The following is a 20918-nucleotide window of genomic DNA, read 5'->3' as shown; positions in this document are numbered from 1 at the left end:
TTATACAGGCTTTTTTTTTGTGGTTGTTTCTATGGTAAAATATAATTGAATAGAGTGGAGGCAATTACATGACAAAACAAATACAAATTGCAATTGACGGTCCTGCAGCAGCTGGTAAGAGTACAATTGCCAAGAAAACAGCAGAATTATTAGGCTATACTTATGTAGATACTGGAGCAATGTATCGTGCAATTACGTATAAAGCCATTCAGTTGAACATAGATTTGCAAGACGGAGAAAAATTAACAAGTCTACTTAAAGAAACTACAATTGAGTTAAAGCCTTCTCCAAAAGGACAATTAGTTTTTCTTGACAATCAAGAAGTGACAGATGAAATTCGTTCTTTAAAAGTAACTGCATCTGTATCGCAAGTTGCTGCACATGCACACTTACGTGAAGAAATGGTACTTAGACAGCTCGAGATGGGTAAAGACGGCAAAATCGTGATGGATGGCCGTGATATTGGTACCCATGTATTAACAAATGCAGAGCTTAAAATTTTTATGTCTGCTAGTGTAGAAGAAAGAGCGAAGAGAAGATATTTAGAAAACCAAAAACGAGGTATTGATTCTGTTTTAAAAGAATTAGCGGAAGAAATTGCTCTTCGTGACAAGATGGATAGTGAACGAGATGCTTCTCCATTAATCCAAGCTGAAGATGCAGTATTTATCGATACTACAGAACTAACTATTGAACAAGTATCTGAGAAAATTATGCAGCTTGCAAAAGAAAGGATGCAGATAATATGAATCTTTATTCATTTGCAAAATCAACAGTGTACTCTATATTAAAACCAATTTATCGTTTTGAAGTAATTGGAGCAGAAAAGTTTCCAAAAGAAGGCGGAATCCTATTATGTTCCAATCACATTGATGCATTAGATCCCCCGGTTGTGGGAATAAACACTCCTAGACCTGTAAACTTTATGGCAAAAGAAGAACTTTTTAAAATACCTATTTTAAAAAGTTTACTTCCAGGAGTTAATGCATTTCCAGTGAAACGAGGACTCAGTGATCGTGATGCACTTCGTAAAGCATTAAAGTTATTAAAAGACGGAGAAGTAGTTGGCCTTTTTCCAGAGGGCACAAGAAGTAAAGATGGTACATTAGGGAAAGGATTTAGTGGTGCTGGTTTCTTTGCACTAAGAGGAGAAGCGAATGTCGTTCCTTGTGCTATTATTGGTCCCTATAAACCTTTTAGAAAGTTACAAATAGTTTTTGGAGATATGATTGATATAGCGCCATATCGAGAAAGAAAAGCTTCTGCAGATGAAGTAACAGAGGTTATTATGGAACGTATTGGGCAATTACTAGAACAACATAAAAAAACGAAATAATCTATTATTTTCCACTTTAGAAGGGCTTCCTTTTGTATTTCTTAGATTGTTCGCATAAAATAGAATAGAGACGTTGTGAAGGAGGAATATCATATGTCAGAAGAAATGAACTTAAAAGACACACATGAGTTTAAAGAGGGCGATATTGTAAAAGCTACGATTGCACAAGTGGATGAAAAATCAACAATCGTAACAATTGAAGGTGCACCTTTTGATGGCATAGTTCCAATTAGTGAACTATCTAGCCTGCATATTGAAAAAGCATCCGACGCCGTTTCCATCGGTGATGAACTAGAACTTATGATTACAAAAGTAGAAGAAGCAAATTATGTACTTTCTAAACGAAGAGTAGATGCTGAAAAGGCTTGGGAAATACTTGAAGGTCAATTCAAAAGCGGTGAAATAATTGAAACAGAAGTAAAAGAAGTTGTAAAAGGCGGATTAGTTGTTGATCTTGGTGTTCGTGGTTTTATTCCTGCTTCTTTAATTGAAGATTATTTTGTGGAGTCTTTTGAGGAATATAAAGGGAAAGTATTATCTTTTAAAATTGTTGAACTTGAAAAGGAAAAGAATCGATTAATTCTTTCTCACAAAGCAGTTATTGAAGGTGAGAAGGCTGTTAGTAAACAAAAAACATTAGAAAATATTCATAGTGGAGATATTTTGACAGGAACTGTTCAGCGTATAGCTTCGTTCGGAGCATTTGTAGACATCGGCGGAGTAGATGGGCTAGTTCATATTTCTCAAATCTCTCATGATCACTTAGATAATGTAGCGGATGCAATTTCAGAAGGACAAGAAGTAAAGGTAAAAGTATTGTCTGTTGACCGGGATTCAGAAAGAATTTCACTTTCGATTAAAGATACTTTACCAGGGCCGTGGGTAGATTTAGGCGAGAGAGTTTCCAAAGGATCGGTATTAACAGGAACTGTAAAACGAATTGTTTCCTTTGGAGCTTTCGTAGAAGTTTTCCCAGGTGTTGAAGGGCTTGTTCATATTTCTCAAATAGAACATAAACATATCACCACACCACATGAAGCGCTGAAGGAAGGCGAAGAAGTGAAGGTGAAAGTACTGGATGTTAATAGTGCTGATAAACGTTTATCCTTAAGCATAAAAGATTTAATTGAAAATGAAGATGCGTACTTGGACAATTACGAATTACCAGAGGAATCAAAAGGATTTTCGATTAGTGATGTACTCGGGGACAAATTAAAAGACTTTTCCAAATAAATATAGTAATAAAGAATCACAAGCGGGTGACTTCAATAAAGTCGCCTGCTTGTGTTATTTTGTTGTATAATACAAAATAGACGAAGTTGGAAGGATGAACAATTATGACAAAACCAGTAGTAGCAATCGTTGGTCGACCGAATGTCGGTAAATCAACAATCTTTAATCGAATCGTAGGAGAACGTGTATCTATAGTAGAGGATATCCCTGGGATTACACGTGATCGTATATATAGCGCCGCAGATTGGTTAACACATGAATTTAATATCATTGACACAGGTGGTATTGAATTAAGTGATGAACCATTCTTAGAGGAGATTAAACAGCAAGCAGAAATCGCAATGGACGAAGCAGATGTCATTATTTTCTTAGTAAATGGCCGAGAAGGTATTACCGCAGCTGACGAACATGTTGCAAAAATTTTATATAGAACGAAAAAACCAGTTGTATTAGCAGTAAATAAGATTGATAACCCAGATATGAGAGGTTTACTTTATGACTTTTATTCACTTGGGATGGGCGAACCGTTTCCAATTTCCGGGTCTCATGGTTTAGGTCTCGGGGACTTACTAGATGAAGTAGCGAAAAGCTTTAAAGATATTGAAGATATTGAATATGGAGAAGAAGTAATTAAATTCTCCTTAATTGGTAGACCGAATGTTGGGAAATCTTCACTTATTAATGCATTTTTGGGTCAAGAACGTGTAATCGTTAGTGAAATTGCAGGAACTACAAGAGATGCAATAGATACGGAATATTCGTTTGATGGACAAGAATATGTCATGATCGATACAGCGGGAATGCGCAAAAAAGGAAAAGTATATGAATCAACAGAAAAATATAGTGTTCTACGCGCATTAAAGGCAATTGAACGATCAGATGTTGTTTTAGTTGTTTTAAATGCGGAAGAAGGCATTCAAGAGCAAGATAAGAAAATTGCTGGATATGCACATGAAGCAGGAAAAGGTGTCATTATTGTCGTGAACAAATGGGATGCTATTGAAAAAGATGAGAAAACAATGAATGTAATGACGAGAAAAATTCGCGAGCATTTTCTGTTCCTAGATTACGCACCAATCGTTTTCGTATCAGCTAAAACGAAACAGCGAGTACATTCCCTTTTACCAGTAGTCAATCAGGTAAGTGAGAACCATGCATTGCGTGTTCAATCATCTATATTAAACGAAATTATTGAAGATTCAATTGCACGTCACCCAGCACCAACAGACAAAGGTAAAAAACTGCGCATTTATTATACAACTCAAGTTGCTATCAAGCCACCAACATTTGTTGTTTTCGTAAATGAACCAGATATGATGCATTTCTCTTATGAACGATTCTTAGAAAATAGAATTCGTGAAGCCTTCGATTTTGAAGGAACTCCTATTCGAATTATTACTCGCGCAAGAACTTAATGACAAGCGTTTGTAAAGGAGCTTAAATAGTATGCAAAAAGTAGCTATATTAGGAGCTGGAAGCTGGGGGACGGCACTCGCTATGGTCCTTGCGGGAAACAATCATGACTGCCTCCTTTGGTCACACAGAAATGATCAATCAAACGAAATAAATGAACATCATACGAATAAAAAATATTTACCTAATACTATGTTACCTAGTAATTTAAAGGCAACGAGTGATTTTGAAGAAGCTATTAAATACGCTTCTATTATCATCATTGCGGTACCAACAAAAGCGATTCGTGAAGTTTGTCAGAATATGACTGCCCATTTAACAGAGAAAAAACTGTTTGTACACGTATCTAAAGGAATTGAACCTGACTCTTTAAAACGTATTTCAGAAATGATTTCTGATGAAGTACCAGCGGAAAAAGTTGATGCAGTTGTTGTGTTATCTGGTCCAAGTCATGCGGAAGAAGTAGTATTAAAGCATCCAACAACTATTACTGTAGCAAGTGAGAATATGATTGCTGCTGAAAAAGTGCAAGATTTGTTTATGAATAATTACTTCAGAGTATATACAAACGATGACGTAATTGGTGTAGAGATTGGGGCAGCTCTTAAAAATGTTATTGCATTAGCAGCAGGTATTGTGGATGGCTTAGGCTATGGTGACAATGCTAAAGCAGCGCTAATTACAAGAGGTCTTGCAGAAATTTCAAGACTAGGGATAAGTTTGGGTGCAAAACCTTATACTTTTTCAGGACTAACAGGTATGGGAGATTTAATCGTTACATGTACGAGTGTGCACTCAAGAAATTGGCGTGCCGGGAATATGTTGGGAAAAGGGTTAACTTTGGAAAAAGTATTGGATGAGATGGGTATGGTTGTTGAAGGTGTTCGTACAACAAAAGCAGCTTACCAATTAGCGAAAAAACAACAAGTTGATATGCCGATTACCGAAGCTTTGTACTCTGTGTTATTTGAAAATATAAAACCAAAAGAAGCGGTTGATATTTTAATGCATCGTACAAAGAAACACGAACTGGAAGATTATAAAACGTTTTAATATTTATCAATAAAAAGAGTTGTATGAAAAAACAACTCTTTTTAATGTTATTTACTTCGTAATTGGAGAAGGGTGGCGCATCTTTTGTTATTAATTTCATCAATGGATAAAATGTGGATATCGTTTGTGTCAATGGGTTGTATGTTTTTGGCCATGGTGTTTATGTTTTTTGTGAAAACTAAATTTTCAAACAAATTATGGAAGTTAATATTTGGGATCATTGCATACATATTGTTATTTGTAGGGTTTATTTCGATGTTATACATTATCTTTAATCCAACAAAGGCATAGTTAGGAGATTAAGATGAAAAAGATTAGACTAGTAGGTTTATTTACACTAATAACCTTTATTTTAGCTGGATGTGGTTATAAGAGTGGTCAACAGCCTGAAAATTTATTGCCGTATGAAGATCAGTTAATGGCGGTTCAAACGGCTGTGAACAGTTTTAGGGAGAATTCTAGTGGTTTATTGCCTATAAAGACACGTGATTTGGAAACAGACCAGTATATTAAATATCCAGTGGATTTTAAAAAAATCGTTCCAACTTATATGGGTGAAGTACCAGCAAACTCATATGAAGCGGGTGGTATCTATCAATATGTACTTATGGATGTGGAAGAAAATCCGACTGTAAAACTAGTAGATTTACGTCTGGCGGATACTATTCGCGATATTAATTATCGAAAAGGTATTAATGGATTTGGACCCGTATCCGAAACGATCGCTGAAGGTGTATATAAGCTTGATTATGAAAAGATGGGGTATAATAGTGATTTATCCGTTCAAAGCCCTTATTCTGATATTCAACTACCTCTAGTAGCTACTGGGGACGGAGAAGTGTATGTGGACTACTCAATAGAGCTAAATCGTATGCTTCAGGACCATGATGAAGTGATCGAACCAGGAGATGATATTCGTTTTCTTTTAACGGACAACTTTGCAATAGTTCCTGCATATTCCTTACCTTATACAGTTGATGAAAATAATGAACCAGTTTTTATGTTAACTAAATGATCTATTTAAACTCGAATTTGCGGTGTTAAGACCGCTTTTAAAAAGTGAAACGTTTCGTGCTATATGCATGAAACGTTTTTTGTGTGCATAGAATAAGTTGCGAAGAAAGGAGGGTTTCCATGCCCAATAAATTATATGAACAAATTGCAGAAAGAACGAATGGAGACGTATATATTGGAGTAGTAGGCCCCGTTCGAGTTGGTAAGTCAACTTTTGTAAAAAGAGTAATGGAACTTGTTGTGATCCCAAACATTAAAGATGATGCCGAAAGACTTCGTACACAAGATGAACTTCCGCAAAGTTCACCTGGAAATGTCATCATGACAGCAGAACCAAAGTTTGTACCAGCACAAGGAACAAATATTTATCTAGGTGAAGAACAATTACGTTTACAAATTCGCTTAGTAGATTGTGTAGGTTATATGATTGATGGAATAAATACTAATTCAGGTGAAGATGGCCAAAAATTAGTGCATACGCCTTGGCATAGCGAACCTATTCCGTTTGAAGAGGCGGCTAGGATAGGTACTGATAAAGTAATAAGGGATCATTCTACTATTGGTATTGTCGTAACAACGGATGGCACAGTGAATAATATTCCAAGAGAGTCAGTAGTCAAAGCAGAGGATCAAATAATTGAACAATTAAAAGAGATTGGTAAGCCTTTTGTAATTGTGTTGAATAGCAAGACCCCAACAAGCTCTAGTACACTTCAATTACGAGAATCATTAGAACAACAACATGAAGTGCCGGTAATAGCGGTAGCAATAGATCGAATGTCTGCGGAGGAAATTCAATACATACTCCAACAAGCGCTGTATGAATTTCCGATTACAGACATTGAGATAGTTAAACCGGATTGGACAGACGTTTTAGAAGCAGATCACTTTGTCAATAATGCTATTTCATCTTCCTTACAAGAATGGTTAGAAATAGTTTCCAAAATGAAAGATGTGAAGGAACTTGCTTCAAGGTTTAAAGAAGTACCTTTTATCGAATCTGCTGATGTTGTAGAAGCAAATCCTGGTAGGGGTTCAGCGTGTATTAAAATTGGACTAAAACCAGAAGTTTTCCAAGAAGTTTGCGATGAATGGTTAGATGAGCCAATCCAATCTAAAAAAGACTGGCTTTTATTTGTGAAAGAAGCCTCGACTGCAAAGAAAGCTTATCATAAATTTTCTGATGCTTTAGAAGCTGCTAAAAATACTGGATATGGTGTATCCTTACCGACGATCCAAGATTTTCAACCATCGGCCCCAGAAATAATTAAACAGAATAACTTTTATGGGGTAAGTTTGAAAGCAAAAGCCGCTTCTTTGCATATTATTCGAGTAGATATGGAGGCGGAATTTGCCCCGTTAATTGGATCAGAGTTTCATAGTCAACAATTATTAAAAGATTTAAAGCATGGTTTTTTACATGATCGGGACGCTCTTTGGCAAACACAAGTTTTTGGTACTTCGTTAGTCGAGGTATTGAAAGAAAGTTTACGTTATAAAACAGAAAGTGTATCAGGTTTATCGAAAAAAAGAATGCGTGAAACGATTGAACGGATGGTCAATGAAGGTGACCGAGGAATGGTCACTTTTATCTTATAAAAGTGCAAAAATAAAGGGAAATTGGTACTTTTATTAAAATGCGTAATATTTTAATTTATGTATATTTTTAACAAAAAGGACTTTTCACAACCATGTGAAAAGTCCTGTTATTTCATGTTATTGCGTTTTTTTTGCATAAACTTCCCAAAAGACGCTTAAATAGTGTTGCGCAGGGATTTTTGTTGTGATACTCTTTTTAAAGGATTAAAGCTATCTTCCTTTGAGAGGAGGTGAATGATGTGAATAAAACAGAATTAGTGAACTCCGTTGCAGAAGCTACAGAACTTTCTAAAAAAGATGCTTCTAAAGCTGTTGATGCTGTATTTGAAACAATTCAATCTGCCCTTGCAGAGGGTGATAAAGTTCAAATAATTGGTTTTGGTAACTTTGAGGTTCGTGAACGCGCTGCTCGTAAAGGACGTAATCCACAAACTGGAGCAGAAATCGATATCGCTGCAAGCAAAGTACCTGCTTTTAAACCAGGTAAAGCGCTTAAAGACGCGGTTAAAGGTTAAATAACTGATGTTGTAGTAGTACATAGAACGGCTGCAATGAAGCCTAGCTTCATAGTAGCCGTTCTTTTCCATTAAGAAAAACTAACAATATATGCATATCGGAAATTTATTACTAAAATGCATTGCATATGCTAAGATGCTTATGTGTTATATAAAGAAGTTTTGGTTTTGGGGGGCAATACTAGTGACGAATGTTGATTTGAAAAAAATAGAAGAAGCTGTAAAAATGATTTTAGAAGCTGTAGGTGAAGATCCTACGAGAGAAGGTCTACTAGATACGCCGAAAAGAGTATCGAAAATGTACGCGGAAATGTTCGAAGGTCTTCATCTAGATCCAAAAGAATACTTTAAAACGGTTTTTAACGAAGACCATGAAGAATTAGTACTAGTAAAAGATATTCCATTTTACTCCATGTGTGAGCATCATCTTGTTCCTTTTTATGGTAAGGCACATGTGGCCTATATTCCACGCGATGGAGTAGTGACGGGTTTAAGTAAATTAGCTCGAGCGGTGGAAACAACTGCTAGAAGACCACAACTACAAGAACGAATTACCTCAACAATTGCTGATGACATAATGGAAATGCTAAATCCGCACGGAGTATATGTCGTGATTGAAGCAGAACACATGTGCATGACAATGAGAGGAATTAAAAAGCCTGGAGCAAAAACAATTACTGCTGTAGCTAGAGGGATTCTAGAAACAGATCAAATAAAAAGAGCAGAAATTTTATCTTTTATCCAGATGAAGTAAGACTTTTGGATGAACGTAAAAGAATATGGTATGATAGAAAAAGACTTTTAAAAAAGGAGACTTTATAATGTCCAATTCAGATTTTATCGTGATAAAAGCAGAAGAAGATGGAGTTCATGTAATTGGATTAACTCGTGGTACAGATACAAAGTTTCATCATTCAGAAAAACTAGATGCAGGTGAAGTTATGATTGCGCAATTTACAGAACATACTTCTGCCATGAAAATAAGAGGTCTAGCATCTATTCACACGACAAATGGTACTGTTCAAAGTGATTCAAAAAAACAATAATATGCCCTAATATATATGATTAACGGCGATTGAGAAATGGAGTAAAGTGTATGAACGAGACATTTATCACACAACAAGTTGAACAGTATAAAAAAAATATTTCGATGCAATCGCATAATAAAACTTTGCTGAGATATACAGGACTACCTGTTGTAAAAGAAGAACGTTTGTTTTTTACACTTTTACCACTACTCAATGGTGAGGATTGGAATGAGTCTATGTATGTCTCATCAATCGCAGTATCCCTAATTTTTTCTTCGCTGGCTGCTCATGATTTAGTAAAAGAAGATAATGCGACTTCTAAAGAGCAGCAGTTACAAGTACTAGCTGGAGATTATTATAGTGGAAGATACTACCAAGTACTAGCGAATGCTGGAGAAATTGAACTTATTCAACAATTATCGACAGGAGTCGCAACTATTTCAGAACTTAAAACTAGGTTTTATGATGATGAAGAGTATACTTTCGACGAGTTAATCCAGTCTATTCAAATAATTGAAAGTAAGCCTATCGAACAATTTTTTGAGTATTATGGTTTTCATGAGTATGTTTTTCTTATGAAAGAGGCCTTATTACTTGCAGCGCTGAAAAAAGAATACAATAAATTCGAATTAAATGAACCGGCTTTTTATATAAATAAATCGATTATATTTCAAACAAATATGACTGATTTTAAAGTAGAGCTTGATAATATGGAACAAGCATTTATTCACGATGTCAGTTCTTCTAAATTATTAATCGCGCCTATAAAAATGGCAATCTTAGAACGAATGAAAATCCATTCGCTTCAAAAGTAGTTGAGAGAGGGTAAAGTCATGGCAAAATCTAAAGAACAACATGTACATGAGGTTTTTGAAAAAATTTCAGATAATTATGATTCCATGAATTCAGTAATTAGTTTTCAACAACATATAAAATGGCGCAACGATACAATGAAAGAAATGCAAGTAAAATCAGGAAGTAAAGCATTAGACGTATGCTGTGGTACTGCAGATTGGACTATTGCACTTGCTAAAGCAACTGGAGCAACAGGTAGTGTTACGGGGCTGGATTTCAGTCAAAACATGCTAAACGTTGGGATGGAAAAAGTAAAAGACTTTCCTCAAATTACACTGATCCAAGGAAATGCAATGGAACTACCGTTTGAAGATAATTCTTTTGATTATGTAACAATTGGATTTGGGCTACGGAATGTACCTGATTATAAACAAGTTTTAAAAGAAATGAATCGTGTAGCTAAACCAGGTGGAATGGTTGTCTGTCTAGAAACATCACAGCCAGATTCAAAATTATTCAATCGTGGTTTTCGTTTATATTTTCGCTATATTATGCCTTTGTTCGGGAAACTATTTGCTAAAAGTTACAAAGAATATTCATGGTTACAAGAATCAGCAAAAAATTTTCCAAATAGAGCAGAATTAACGAAACTATTTGAAGAAGTAGGTTTGCTGAATGTAGCGAACAAGCCGTATAGTGGCGGAGCAGCAGCAAGGCATATAGGATTCAAAAAAGATAAATAAGTGGGAGAAGGTTTGTATCTGTGGATAAGATGAAGTTAAAATTACTTTATTCCGATTTGAAATCGGATTTAGATATCATCGAAAAAGAACTAGCGGCAGCGGTGAATTCTTCATCTCACTTATTGAATGAAGCTTCTCTTCACTTACTACTCGCTGGAGGTAAAAGAATTCGTCCTGTTTTTGTTTTACTTTCAGCAAGGTTCGGTACTTATTCGATGGAAACGATCAAGAATGTAGCTGTTCCAGTCGAGCTTATACATATGGCTTCTCTTGTCCATGATGATGTAATAGATGATGCGGATACAAGAAGAGGCAGAAAAACAGTGAAAGCTCAAGTGAATAATCGAGTAGCCATGCACACGGGAGATTTTCTTTTTGCAAGAGCGATTGAATATATAACCGGATTAAAAAATACATACGCTCATCAAGTTTTATCTCACACAATGGTAGAACTTTGTATTGGCGAAATCATTCAAATTGAAGATAAACATGAACTAGATCAAACAGTTCGAGATTATTTAAGAAGAATTAAACGAAAGACAGCCATTTTAATATCAGCTAGCTGTGAACTTGGTGCAATTGCTTCTGGTGCGGATGCCAAAACAGTGAAACATTTAAAGCGGTTTGGCTATTATATCGGAATGTCATTTCAAATAATAGATGATATATTAGACATCGTTTCTACGGATGAGCAACTCGGTAAACCTTCTGGAAGCGATTTGTTACAAGGGAATATCACTTTGCCGGTTTTATATGTAAAAGATTATCCTACTATTGCACCGTTATTGAAAGAAATGCTTGAAGGTAATATATCAGAAGAGCATAAAAATAAATTATTAATTGAAATAAGAAACTCAGATGGTATTAAAAAAGCGAAACAAATAAGCAATTTGTATTTACAGAAAGCATTAAACGAAGTAAAACAATTACCTCCAAATTCTGCTAAGAAATCCTTACAAAATATAGCGTTATTTATGAGTAAGCGTAAGTTTTAAATGTATTAGTTATTAGCTTAAATTAAAAGTAAATAGGATATGCCAAATATAATTTGAAAATATTACTTCATAGTGCTATTATTTGTAACGGTGGAGAAATTAAGCCCATTATATATTTTGAGGAGTGTTAATCATGGAACAAACATTTTTAATGGTAAAACCTGATGGAGTACAACGTAACTTAATCGGTGAAATCGTAGGTCGTCTTGAAAACAAAGGATACCAATTAGTTGGAGCAAAATTAATGACTATTCCAACTGAATTAGCTGAACAACATTACGGAGAGCACAAAGAACGTCCTTTCTTCGGAGAATTAGTTGAATTTATTACTTCTGGACCAGTTTTCGCAATGGTTTGGGAAGGTGAAAACGTAATTTCAACTTCTCGTCTTATGATGGGTGCTACAAACCCTAAAGAATCAGCTCCAGGAACGGTTCGTGGAGATTTCGCTGTAACTGTTGGGAAAAATATTATTCACGGTTCTGATTCACTTGAAAGTGCGGAACGCGAAATCGCTTTATTCTTTAACAAAGAAGAACTAGTTGCATATGCAAAAGACGCTAACAACTGGATCAACTAATCTCTACTAGGGCAAGTAAGTAGGGAAGTCTCTTTTCCAAAAACTTTTTGGAAAAGAAGAATAAAGCAAAACTTCACTCGTTAAGAGGCTAAAAGCTAGACAATAGTTTGGCAATTATATTTTTTAAAAAAGACAGACAAATGTTTCTTATTTGTCTGTCTTTTTCTATGTCCATAATGTTCTGAATACGATATACTTAATATAGGAATTTTGAAAGGAACGATGTATATTGTCAGACTATCTAAAATTTGTAGAGTCTGTAAAAAGAAAAACAGGAATAGACCTTGCAGCATACAAAGAAGCGCAGATGAAACGTCGTCTTACTTCCTTATATGAAAAAAAGGGATATAAAAATTTTGTCGATTTTTTTGCAGCTTTAGAGAAAGATCAACAATTAATGAATGAGTTTTTAGACAGAATGACGATTAATGTGTCTGAGTTTTATCGGAATTCCAAACGTTGGGAAGTTTTAGAGAAAAAAATATTTCCAAAACTATTAGCAACTAATCGACGTTTGAAAATATGGAGTGCTGCTTGTTCGACAGGGGAAGAGCCATATACAACGACAATTGTATTATCCAATCTTATCCCAGTTTCCCAAATTTCGATTTTTGCTACAGATTTAGATGAAAATGCGATTCAAAGAGCAAAAATGGGCATTTATCCAGAACGTTCTTTAGCTGAAGTGCCAAATAACGTGAAATTGAAATATTTTAACAAGCAAGGCCAGTTATATCAAGTAGATGATTCTATTAAAAACACGGTTACATTTAAAAAGCATAATTTATTAAAGGATACATATGAAAAAAATTTTGACTTGATTATTTGTCGGAATGTTATGATTTACTTTACAGAAGAAGCAAAAGATCAAATATATAAAAACTTTAGTGATTCACTTCAATCTGGTGGGATTTTATTTGTAGGAAGTACAGAACAAATATTTGATCCTGGGAAATACGGTTTTGAAACGGAAGATACGTTCTTTTATCGGAAGAAATAAGGATAAAATTGTCCGTGGAAATTAGTATAGTTTAGTTTAATATCTATACTTTCAAGATTAAATTATGATATAGTGGAAAACAAATACTTTAGCGAGTTGAAGGAGGAAAGTGTTATGCGTTATTTAACAGCAGGTGAGTCCCATGGACCACAACTTACAGCGATTATTGAGGGGTTACCAGCACAATTAGAGGTTACGAGTGAACAGATAAATAAGGAACTTAAACGTAGACAAGGTGGACATGGCAGAGGAAGACGCATGCAAATAGAGAAAGATACTGTTGCAATTACTGCAGGGGTTCGTCATGGTAAATCACTTGGGTCACCTGTATGCCTAGTAGTAAACAATGATGATTGGAAGCATTGGACAGGAATTATGGGTATTGATCCACTTGGAGAAGATATTGATCCAGAGGATATTAAAAGACAAATTACTAGACCACGTCCAGGTCATGCCGATTTAGTAGGTGGAATGAAATATGGTCATCGTGATTTACGAAACGTATTAGAACGTTCGTCAGCACGTGAAACAACAGTACGAGTAGCGGTTGGAGCAGTAGCGAAGCAATTATTAAGTGAATTGGGTATTTCTATTGTAGCTCATGTAACAAAAATAGGTGGAATTGAAGCTGATTTATCACTTGCTACTACTAAAACAGTGGAAGAAATTCGTGAAATTGTTGAAGCGGATCCAGTTTATTGTTTAGATTCTGAAGCTTCTGCGAAAATGGTAGAAGCAATTGATCAAGCGAAAAAAGCGGGAGATACTATTGGTGGAGTTGTAGAGGTTATCGTGGAAGGTATGCCAGCAGGAGTTGGTAGTTATGTTCATTACGATCGTAAACTAGATGCGAAACTTGCAATGGCTATGATGAGTATTAATGCATTTAAAGGTGTAGAAGTTGGTATAGGGTTTGAGATGGCAAATTTATTTGGTAGTCAAGTACATGACCAAATCTCTTGGAATGAAGAAGAAGGTTATACGCGTGATACGAATAGACTTGGTGGATTAGAAGGCGGTATGTCCACTGGAATGCCAATCGTTGTAAGAGGTGTGATGAAACCAATTCCAACATTGTACAAGCCATTACAGAGCGTAGATATCGAAACAAAAGAACCATTCAAAGCAAGTATAGAACGTTCTGATAGTTGCGCTGTACCTGCCGCGTCTGTTGTAGCAGAAGCTGTTATTGCTTGGGAAGTTGCAGCAGCTGTACTAGAAACTTTTAACGCTGACAAAATGGATACACTTAAAGCAGAAATTGAGAGACACAGAGCATATACAAAGGGGTTTTAACTGATGATTATCCCTGTTAATACAAATACATCATCTTATGAAGTTCATCTTGGTGAAAATATCTTAAGAGATTTTAATGAGAGAAACGCTGAAGTATTAAAAAAGGCAGATCAACTGGTTGTAATTTCAGATCGGCACGTATGGAGTTTACATGAAAGTTATTTTCGAGAGCATTTTACATTACCTTTTAAGGTTTATCTGGTGCCTAACGGAGAGGCTTGTAAAACGTTCGAATCTTATTTTGATGTTCAGTCGTTTTTATTAAAAGAAAATTGTTCTCGTTCTTCTGCTCTGTTTGCTTTAGGTGGAGGAGCGGTAGGAGATTTAACTGGATTTGTTGCATCTACATTTATGCGAGGAATCCCATTTTATCAGATTCCAACCACGATACTAGCTCATGATAGTGCGGTTGGTGGTAAGACTGCTATCAATCATCCAAATGGGAAAAATATGATTGGAGCATTTTATCAACCAAAAGAAGTGTTATATGATTTCCACTTTTTAGAAACATTACCTGTGTTGGAAGTCCGTTCAGGTTTAGCTGAAGTGATAAAACATGCGCTGATTAGTAATGAGAATTGGATGAACGAATTTTTCTCTCTAGAAACGATAGAATCGATTGAAAAGACACATCTACTTCAATGGTTAGAAAAAGGGATTCGCGTAAAGGCACATATTGTCGAATTAGATGAAACAGAACAATCTTATCGTAAGTACTTAAACTTTGGTCATACATATGGACATGCAGTTGAAGCTTCTGTTGGTTATGGCAAGATTACACACGGAGAAGCCGTAATGATTGGAATGATTCCTGCTTTGATGCTAAGTGAATTACACGGTAAAGTAAGAGCTGGGTATGCAAGAAAAGTCTATGAGCTTGCGCAAAGGCTCGGATATGACTTTAATGCAGTATTAGGTTGTTCCTTTGATCAATTAGCTAGATTTATGTTAAAAGATAAAAAAACAACTAATGGAGAATTAAATTTCGCTTTACTTCAGTCTATTGGAGAACCATTTGTTAAAATTATATCCATGGATGAAGTTCAAAACTGTGATATACAGTTAAGGAAATGGATCGAGGAGGGGCAGTAATTGATTAGAGGCATAAGAGGTGCAATAACGGTAGTAGAAGATTCTAATGAGCAAGTACTTAAAGAAACAGCAAGACTTTTACAAGAATTGATCCATTCGAATGATATCGATCCAGATGCAGTAGCTTCTGTTATTATATCTACTACAACAGATATTACTTCTGCTTTTCCTGCCAGAGCTGTACGTGGTTTAGAAGGATGGAATTATGTACCTGTTATGTGCACACACGAGATGAATGTACCTGGTGCATTAGAAAAATGTATTCGATTGTTAGTACATGTTAATACGGACAAATCACAACAAGCTATACAACATATCTATTTAAATAACGCGGTTCAATTAAGACCAGACTTAATTCAAAAATAATTAGAATCGAGGAATTGTCAAATGAAATTCAAAAAACAAATCGCTAGTTTAAAAGCATATCAACCTGGTAAAACATCTGATGAAGTTCAAAAAATGTATAATTTGGACAAAGTGACGAAACTTGCTTCCAACGAAAACCCATATGGGGCTTCACCAAAAGTAAAAGAGTACTTAAATAATATAGATATAGATTTTGCTATTTATCCAGATGGACATGCATCGAAACTACGCACAGCAGTTGCGAAACATTTAAACGTTTCGGAAAACCAATTATTATTTGGTAATGGATCGGACGAAAACATCTTAATCGTTTCAAGAGCAATTCTTGAACCTGGTTTAAATACAGTGGTTGCCGATTTAACTTTTGGTCAATACAAACATAATGCAGTTGTGGAGGGTGCAGAAGTTCGCGTTGTACCACTTTTAGAAAATGGGGCACATGATTTAGACAAAATGGCCGAAGTAGTTGATGAAAACACTGCTATTGTTTGGGTTTGTAATCCAAACAATCCTACTGGAACTTTAATTCCGAGTGATGAAATAAAAGATTTCGTCGAAAAAGTGCCGTCTGATGTATTGATTGTACTAGACGAAGCGTATACAGAATACATAACAGATGATACATACGAAGATTCTCTTGGATTATTAAAAAAACATCCAAACGTATTGATCATGCGCACCTTTTCAAAAGCTTATGGCTTAGCTAGTTTCCGAGTAGGCTATGCAATTGGTTCAGAAGAAGTAATTGGCCAGTTAGAACCAACTCGTGAACCTTTTAACAACACTGTGTTGAGTCAAGAAGTAGCAATTATTGGCTTAGCGGATCAAGCGTTCATCGCTGAATGTAAAGTGAAAAATAATGCAGGAAAACAACAGTTTGAAACATATTGTAAGGAACGTAATTTAAATTTCTTCCCTTCTCACACTAATTTCATCTTAATGGAAGTAAAAGCGGATAGTGATGTAGTATTCCAAGGGTTAATGGAACGTGGATTTATCGTTCGCAGTGGAAATGCATTAGGTTCTCCTGGATATCTTCGTATAACAATTGGAACGGAACAACAAAATACAGAATTACTACAAAAACTTGACGAAGTTTTACGTGAGGAAGGCGTAATCTAATGAAACAAACGATCTTGATTATCGGGCTTGGATTAATAGGAGGTTCTTTGGCGCTTGGATTAAAGCGAAACAAAGATGTCTCTATCATAGGATATGACGCGGATAGTCACACACTTCGCACGGCAAAAAGAATTGCTGTAATTGACGAAATGGCTATGCAAATAAAGGATGCTACAGAATTTGCAGATATCATTATTTTTGCTACACCCGTAAATGAAACAATTCGTTTGATGAGTGAAATGTCAAATTGGCAGTTAAAAGACCAAGTGATTGTAACGGATACAGGTAGTACTAAAAATGAAATCATGAATGCAGCAATCCAGTTAAAAGAAGCGGGTATTACATTCGTTGGTGGTCATCCAATGGCTGGTTCTCATAAAAGTGGGGTCGAAGCTGCAAGAGCTCATTTATTTGAAAATGCTTATTATATGCTCACACCATTTGAGGATGAAAATGAGGAGAAAGTAAAAGTACTCTCTGATTTATTGCAAGTGACAAAAGCAAAAATTGTACAAGTAAATGCAAAAGAGCATGATCATATGACAGCAGTTGTTAGTCATTTCCCACATCTAATTGCTGCTTCACTAGTACATCAGCTGGCAGGAGAGAATAAGGCATTCCCTTTTACGAAGCAACTAGCAGCAGGTGGATTCCGTGACTTAACTAGAATTGCATCTTCCAATCCTATTATGTGGCGAGATATTACCGTGCAAAATCGTAACGAGTTAAGTAATCAATTAAATATGTGGACAAATGAAATGATTCGACTTCAAAATCTATTGTTACATGCAGATGCAGAAGATATAGAGGCTTATTTCTCTACCGCTAAACAAGTTCGAGATGAGCTTCCAATTACTACACAAGGTGCTATGTTCGCCGTTTATGATCTATATGTCGATGTTCCTGATTATTCAGGGGTAATATCTGAAGTAATTGGCTATTTAGCAAAAGATAATATTAATATTACAAATTTACGAATTGTCGAAACACGCGAAGATATTTTTGGGATTTTAGTTATTAGTTTTCAAACAATGGATGATCGTGCAAAAGCAGTTACATGCATTGCGCAAAATACGACATTTGAAACTTATATTTCTTAGGGGAGGTCATGACCATTAGTAAGGTATTAGATTATGCAAAGCCCTCCTTGAAAGGTACGCTTCGAATTCCAGGAGATAAATCTGTATCCCACCGTTCAATTATGTTCGGTGCCATTGCAAAAGGTACGACGACAGTAGAAGGTTTTTTACAAAGTGATGATTGTTTAAGTACAATTGATTGCTTTTCAAAACTTGGAGTTGCTATATCTGTTGATGGTGAAAAAGTAGAGATAAAAAGTGAAGGTTTAGCAGCGTGGAAAGAACCGAACGAACTGTTATACACTGGTAATTCTGGTACAACAACTCGTTTACTGTTAGGTCTTTTAGCAGGATCCCACATTTCTTCTGTTTTAATAGGCGATGAATCGATACAGAAGCGTCCTATGAGACGTGTTACCGATCCTCTTAAGCAAATGGGTGCCAAATACATTGGGCGTGAAAACGGTCAATATACACCGATTGCAGTGGAAGGAACAAAACTACGTGCGATAAACTACGAAATGCCAGTAGCAAGTGCTCAAGTAAAATCTGCGATCCTGTTAGCAGCATTGAATGCAGAAGGGGAAACAGTTATAAAAGAGTTAGAAACTTCTCGTGACCATACAGAAAAAATGCTACAACATTTTGGAGCAACTATTTCAGTAGATGATCAAACAATTCGTTTACAAGGCGGACAAACGCTGACTAGTACGCATGTTGTGGTACCAGGAGATATTTCATCTGCAGCATTCTTCCTAGTTGCTGGTGCAATCGTACCTAATAGTAACCTTACACTTCAAAATGTCGGTTTAAACCCTACAAGAACGGGAATTATTGACGCTCTAAATGAGATGGGCACAAGCATGACGATTGAATTAGACGAATTAAAGAGTCATGAGGAAATGGGTACTATTGTTGTAGAAACTTCATCGTTAAAAGGCGCAGTAATTGGTGGAGACTTAATCCCAAGATTAATAGATGAAATTCCTATTATTGCTCTTTTAGCTACGCAAGCACATGGTAAAACAGTGATTAAAGATGCGGAAGAGTTAAAAGTAAAAGAGACAAATCGTATTGATGCAGTTGTGAATGAACTAAAAAAACTAGGTGCAAATATTACGGCAACAGACGATGGCATGATTATTGAAGGGCCAACTCCTCTTCATGGGGCGGATTTACAAACGTATGGCGATCATCGAATTGGTATGATGGCTGCGATTGCATCTCTTATTACCTCTAGTCCTGTTACGATTGACAACGCTGAATGTATTTCTGTCTCTTATCCAAACTTTTTTGAACAGCTTACAAGTGTGTTAAATGAATAAACTCTCCTTTTTAGGAGGGTTTTTTTCTTGTTCATATCCAAATGTTCTTGTACGATAAAGAAATAAATAAAGGAATGGTGATGACATGGACAAATTTATGCCTTTTATCCAAGTAATGGAAGAAGGGAATGTAGAGAAGCTAAAATCATTAGTTGATACATATCTTTTAGAAGGGGATCCAGATGAACAATATGAACTTGCAGATGTATTGACGCAGTATGGATTTCTACAAGAAGCACTAAAAGTATTAGAGCATTTAAATTATTTATTTCCAGAAGAAAATCAGCTGAAAATCGATCAAGCTCAACTTTTGTTGGAAATGGATCGCGAAGATGATGCGCTTAATTTTCTAACGAGTGTGGAGAAGTCAAGTGATGCATATCCTCAAGCATTACTAACACTTGCAGATTATTATCAAATGATTGGGCTATATGAAGTTGCAGAGCAAAAGATTAGCGATGCACTTGCTCTAATGCCAACAGAACCTCTATTATTGTATGCAAAAGGGGAACTATTGTTTGAAACGGGAAGGTATTTAGAAGCAGCTAGAATTATTGAAGACTTACTTCCTCATAAGGATGCAATCCAAGCGGTTGATTTGACACTGAAGTTAGCGGAAATTTATAGTGCAGGAGCAGCTTACGAAGAAGCGATTCCATATTATGAAGAAGCCTTACAAAAAGAAGTAGCTCCTGATGTGCTATTTCACGCGGCCTATGCAACATTTCAAGTCCATCATTACGAAACTGCCATTAAGCATTTAGAAGATTTACTTGAAATAGATCCTGATTATTTTTCTGGCTACATGCTACTAGCAGAAGCCAATGCAATGCTCGAAAACAATGAAGAAGCATTAAAAGCAATTGTAAGTGGTATTGCAAGAGATGAATTTGAAAAAGAATATTTTTTATTTGCGGGTAAAATTTCTCTCAAATTGGGCAGAGTGAAAGAAGCGGAGACTTTTTTACATCAAGCTATTGCTCTTGACCCAGAATATATGGAAGCCATCTTTACATTAACTTCTTTATACGCAATGGAAGAGCGAGACGATGATCTGGTTGAATTGTATGAAACATTGAAGAAAGAAGACTTTGAGTGGTCTTCTATGTACCCGTTTCTAGCAGCTGCATATGAACGATTAGAAATTTTCGAAAAAGCATACGCATTTTATAAGTTAGCATATACTGAACTTAAGGATGATGCACAGTTTTTGGAGAAATATGTATATTTCCTGCTAGAAGAAGGGAAAAGAGATGAAGCTCTAGAAGTTGTAGTATTATTACAGAAACTAGAACCTGAAAACAGTACATGGTTTGAGATGGTGGAATAACAAA

Annotated in this window: 23 protein-coding genes; all 23 read left to right on the top strand. The window is 35.7% G+C overall.

Translation table 11 applies throughout. The annotated features are described in order from the left end of the window. Positions 1-68 precede the first annotated feature (68 nt). The 23 genes from cmk to C7437_RS03970 all read left to right on the top strand — a co-directional run bounded on the left by cmk (position 69) and on the right by C7437_RS03970 (position 20914). A complete protein-coding gene (gene cmk / locus C7437_RS04080; RefSeq protein ID WP_111438346.1) occupies positions 69-749 on the top strand; it encodes a (d)CMP kinase in 681 nt (226 codons plus the stop codon). Then, entirely contained in the window at positions 746-1336 is a 591-nt protein-coding gene (locus C7437_RS04075) for a lysophospholipid acyltransferase family protein (RefSeq protein ID WP_111438345.1), read from the top strand. Before cmk ends, C7437_RS04075 begins: the two co-directional genes overlap by 4 nt. A gap of 93 nt (positions 1337-1429) precedes the next feature. Next, positions 1430-2569: a 30S ribosomal protein S1 gene (gene rpsA / locus C7437_RS04070; RefSeq protein WP_111438344.1), complete on the top strand. Its 1140-nt coding sequence runs from the start codon at positions 1430-1432 to the stop codon at positions 2567-2569. A 104-nt stretch (positions 2570-2673) separates the two neighbouring features. Beyond that, positions 2674-3984: a ribosome biogenesis GTPase Der gene (gene der / locus C7437_RS04065; protein WP_111438343.1), complete on the top strand. Its 1311-nt coding sequence runs from the start codon at positions 2674-2676 to the stop codon at positions 3982-3984. Positions 3985-4015: 31 nt separating this feature from the next. After that, positions 4016-5035 carry an NAD(P)H-dependent glycerol-3-phosphate dehydrogenase gene (locus tag C7437_RS04060; RefSeq protein ID WP_111438342.1) on the top strand — a complete coding sequence of 340 codons (1020 nt, stop codon included), beginning with the start codon at positions 4016-4018 and terminating at the stop codon, positions 5033-5035. A 102-nt stretch (positions 5036-5137) separates the two neighbouring features. Further along, positions 5138-5326, top strand: a complete 189-nt coding sequence (locus C7437_RS04055) for a DUF2768 domain-containing protein (RefSeq protein WP_342767771.1) — start codon at positions 5138-5140, stop codon at positions 5324-5326. Between the two features lie 13 nt (positions 5327-5339). After that, a complete protein-coding gene (locus C7437_RS04050; protein ID WP_111438341.1) occupies positions 5340-6050 on the top strand; it encodes an LptM family lipoprotein in 711 nt (236 codons plus the stop codon). A 119-nt stretch (positions 6051-6169) separates the two neighbouring features. Continuing rightward, entirely contained in the window at positions 6170-7648 is a 1479-nt protein-coding gene (gene spoIVA, locus C7437_RS04045; protein WP_111438340.1) for a stage IV sporulation protein A, read from the top strand. Positions 7649-7887: 239 nt separating this feature from the next. After that, entirely contained in the window at positions 7888-8163 is a 276-nt protein-coding gene (locus tag C7437_RS04040) for an HU family DNA-binding protein (protein ID WP_111438339.1), read from the top strand. 184 nt (positions 8164-8347) lie between these two features. Then, positions 8348-8917 carry a GTP cyclohydrolase I FolE gene (gene folE / locus C7437_RS04035; RefSeq protein ID WP_111438338.1) on the top strand — a complete coding sequence of 190 codons (570 nt, stop codon included), beginning with the start codon at positions 8348-8350 and terminating at the stop codon, positions 8915-8917. Between the two features lie 67 nt (positions 8918-8984). Then, positions 8985-9209, top strand: coding sequence for a trp RNA-binding attenuation protein MtrB (gene mtrB, locus C7437_RS04030; RefSeq protein ID WP_111438337.1), 225 nt, complete (start codon positions 8985-8987; stop codon positions 9207-9209). A 50-nt stretch (positions 9210-9259) separates the two neighbouring features. Beyond that, positions 9260-10006, top strand: coding sequence for a heptaprenyl diphosphate synthase component 1 (locus tag C7437_RS04025; RefSeq protein ID WP_111438336.1), 747 nt, complete (start codon positions 9260-9262; stop codon positions 10004-10006). 18 nt (positions 10007-10024) lie between these two features. Next, positions 10025-10729, top strand: a complete 705-nt coding sequence (locus C7437_RS04020) for a demethylmenaquinone methyltransferase (RefSeq protein ID WP_111438335.1) — start codon at positions 10025-10027, stop codon at positions 10727-10729. A 20-nt stretch (positions 10730-10749) separates the two neighbouring features. Next, the gene (gene hepT / locus C7437_RS04015) at positions 10750-11724 is read left to right on the top strand and encodes a heptaprenyl diphosphate synthase component II (protein WP_111438334.1); all 975 of its coding nucleotides are present in this window, start codon (positions 10750-10752) and stop codon (positions 11722-11724) included. A 133-nt stretch (positions 11725-11857) separates the two neighbouring features. Next, positions 11858-12304, top strand: a complete 447-nt coding sequence (ndk, locus tag C7437_RS04010; RefSeq protein WP_111438333.1) for a nucleoside-diphosphate kinase — start codon at positions 11858-11860, stop codon at positions 12302-12304. A gap of 229 nt (positions 12305-12533) precedes the next feature. Beyond that, complete coding sequence (locus C7437_RS04005) at positions 12534-13304, top strand: CheR family methyltransferase (protein ID WP_111438332.1); 771 nt, start codon at positions 12534-12536, stop codon at positions 13302-13304. A 114-nt stretch (positions 13305-13418) separates the two neighbouring features. Then, entirely contained in the window at positions 13419-14600 is a 1182-nt protein-coding gene (gene aroC / locus C7437_RS04000) for a chorismate synthase (RefSeq protein ID WP_111438331.1), read from the top strand. A gap of 3 nt (positions 14601-14603) precedes the next feature. Next, positions 14604-15692 carry a 3-dehydroquinate synthase gene (gene aroB / locus C7437_RS03995; RefSeq protein WP_111438330.1) on the top strand — a complete coding sequence of 363 codons (1089 nt, stop codon included), beginning with the start codon at positions 14604-14606 and terminating at the stop codon, positions 15690-15692. Next, positions 15693-16058: a chorismate mutase gene (gene aroH, locus C7437_RS03990; protein ID WP_111438329.1), complete on the top strand. Its 366-nt coding sequence runs from the start codon at positions 15693-15695 to the stop codon at positions 16056-16058. Positions 16059-16079: 21 nt separating this feature from the next. After that, the gene (gene hisC / locus C7437_RS03985; protein ID WP_111438328.1) at positions 16080-17180 is read left to right on the top strand and encodes a histidinol-phosphate transaminase; all 1101 of its coding nucleotides are present in this window, start codon (positions 16080-16082) and stop codon (positions 17178-17180) included. Next, on the top strand, positions 17180-18280 hold the full coding sequence (locus tag C7437_RS03980) for a prephenate dehydrogenase (RefSeq protein ID WP_111438327.1): 1101 nt from the start codon (positions 17180-17182) through the stop codon (positions 18278-18280). Before hisC ends, C7437_RS03980 begins: the two co-directional genes overlap by 1 nt. An 8-nt stretch (positions 18281-18288) precedes the next feature. Next, the gene (gene aroA, locus C7437_RS03975) at positions 18289-19584 is read left to right on the top strand and encodes a 3-phosphoshikimate 1-carboxyvinyltransferase (RefSeq protein WP_111438326.1); all 1296 of its coding nucleotides are present in this window, start codon (positions 18289-18291) and stop codon (positions 19582-19584) included. 85 nt (positions 19585-19669) lie between these two features. Further along, the gene (locus C7437_RS03970) at positions 19670-20914 is read left to right on the top strand and encodes a tetratricopeptide repeat protein (protein ID WP_111438325.1); all 1245 of its coding nucleotides are present in this window, start codon (positions 19670-19672) and stop codon (positions 20912-20914) included. Positions 20915-20918 lie beyond the last annotated feature (4 nt).

The organism is Psychrobacillus insolitus (assembly GCF_003254155.1).
Lineage (GTDB): Bacteria > Bacillota > Bacilli > Bacillales_A > Planococcaceae > Psychrobacillus > Psychrobacillus insolitus.
This window is presented reverse-complemented; position numbering and strand designations above follow the sequence as displayed.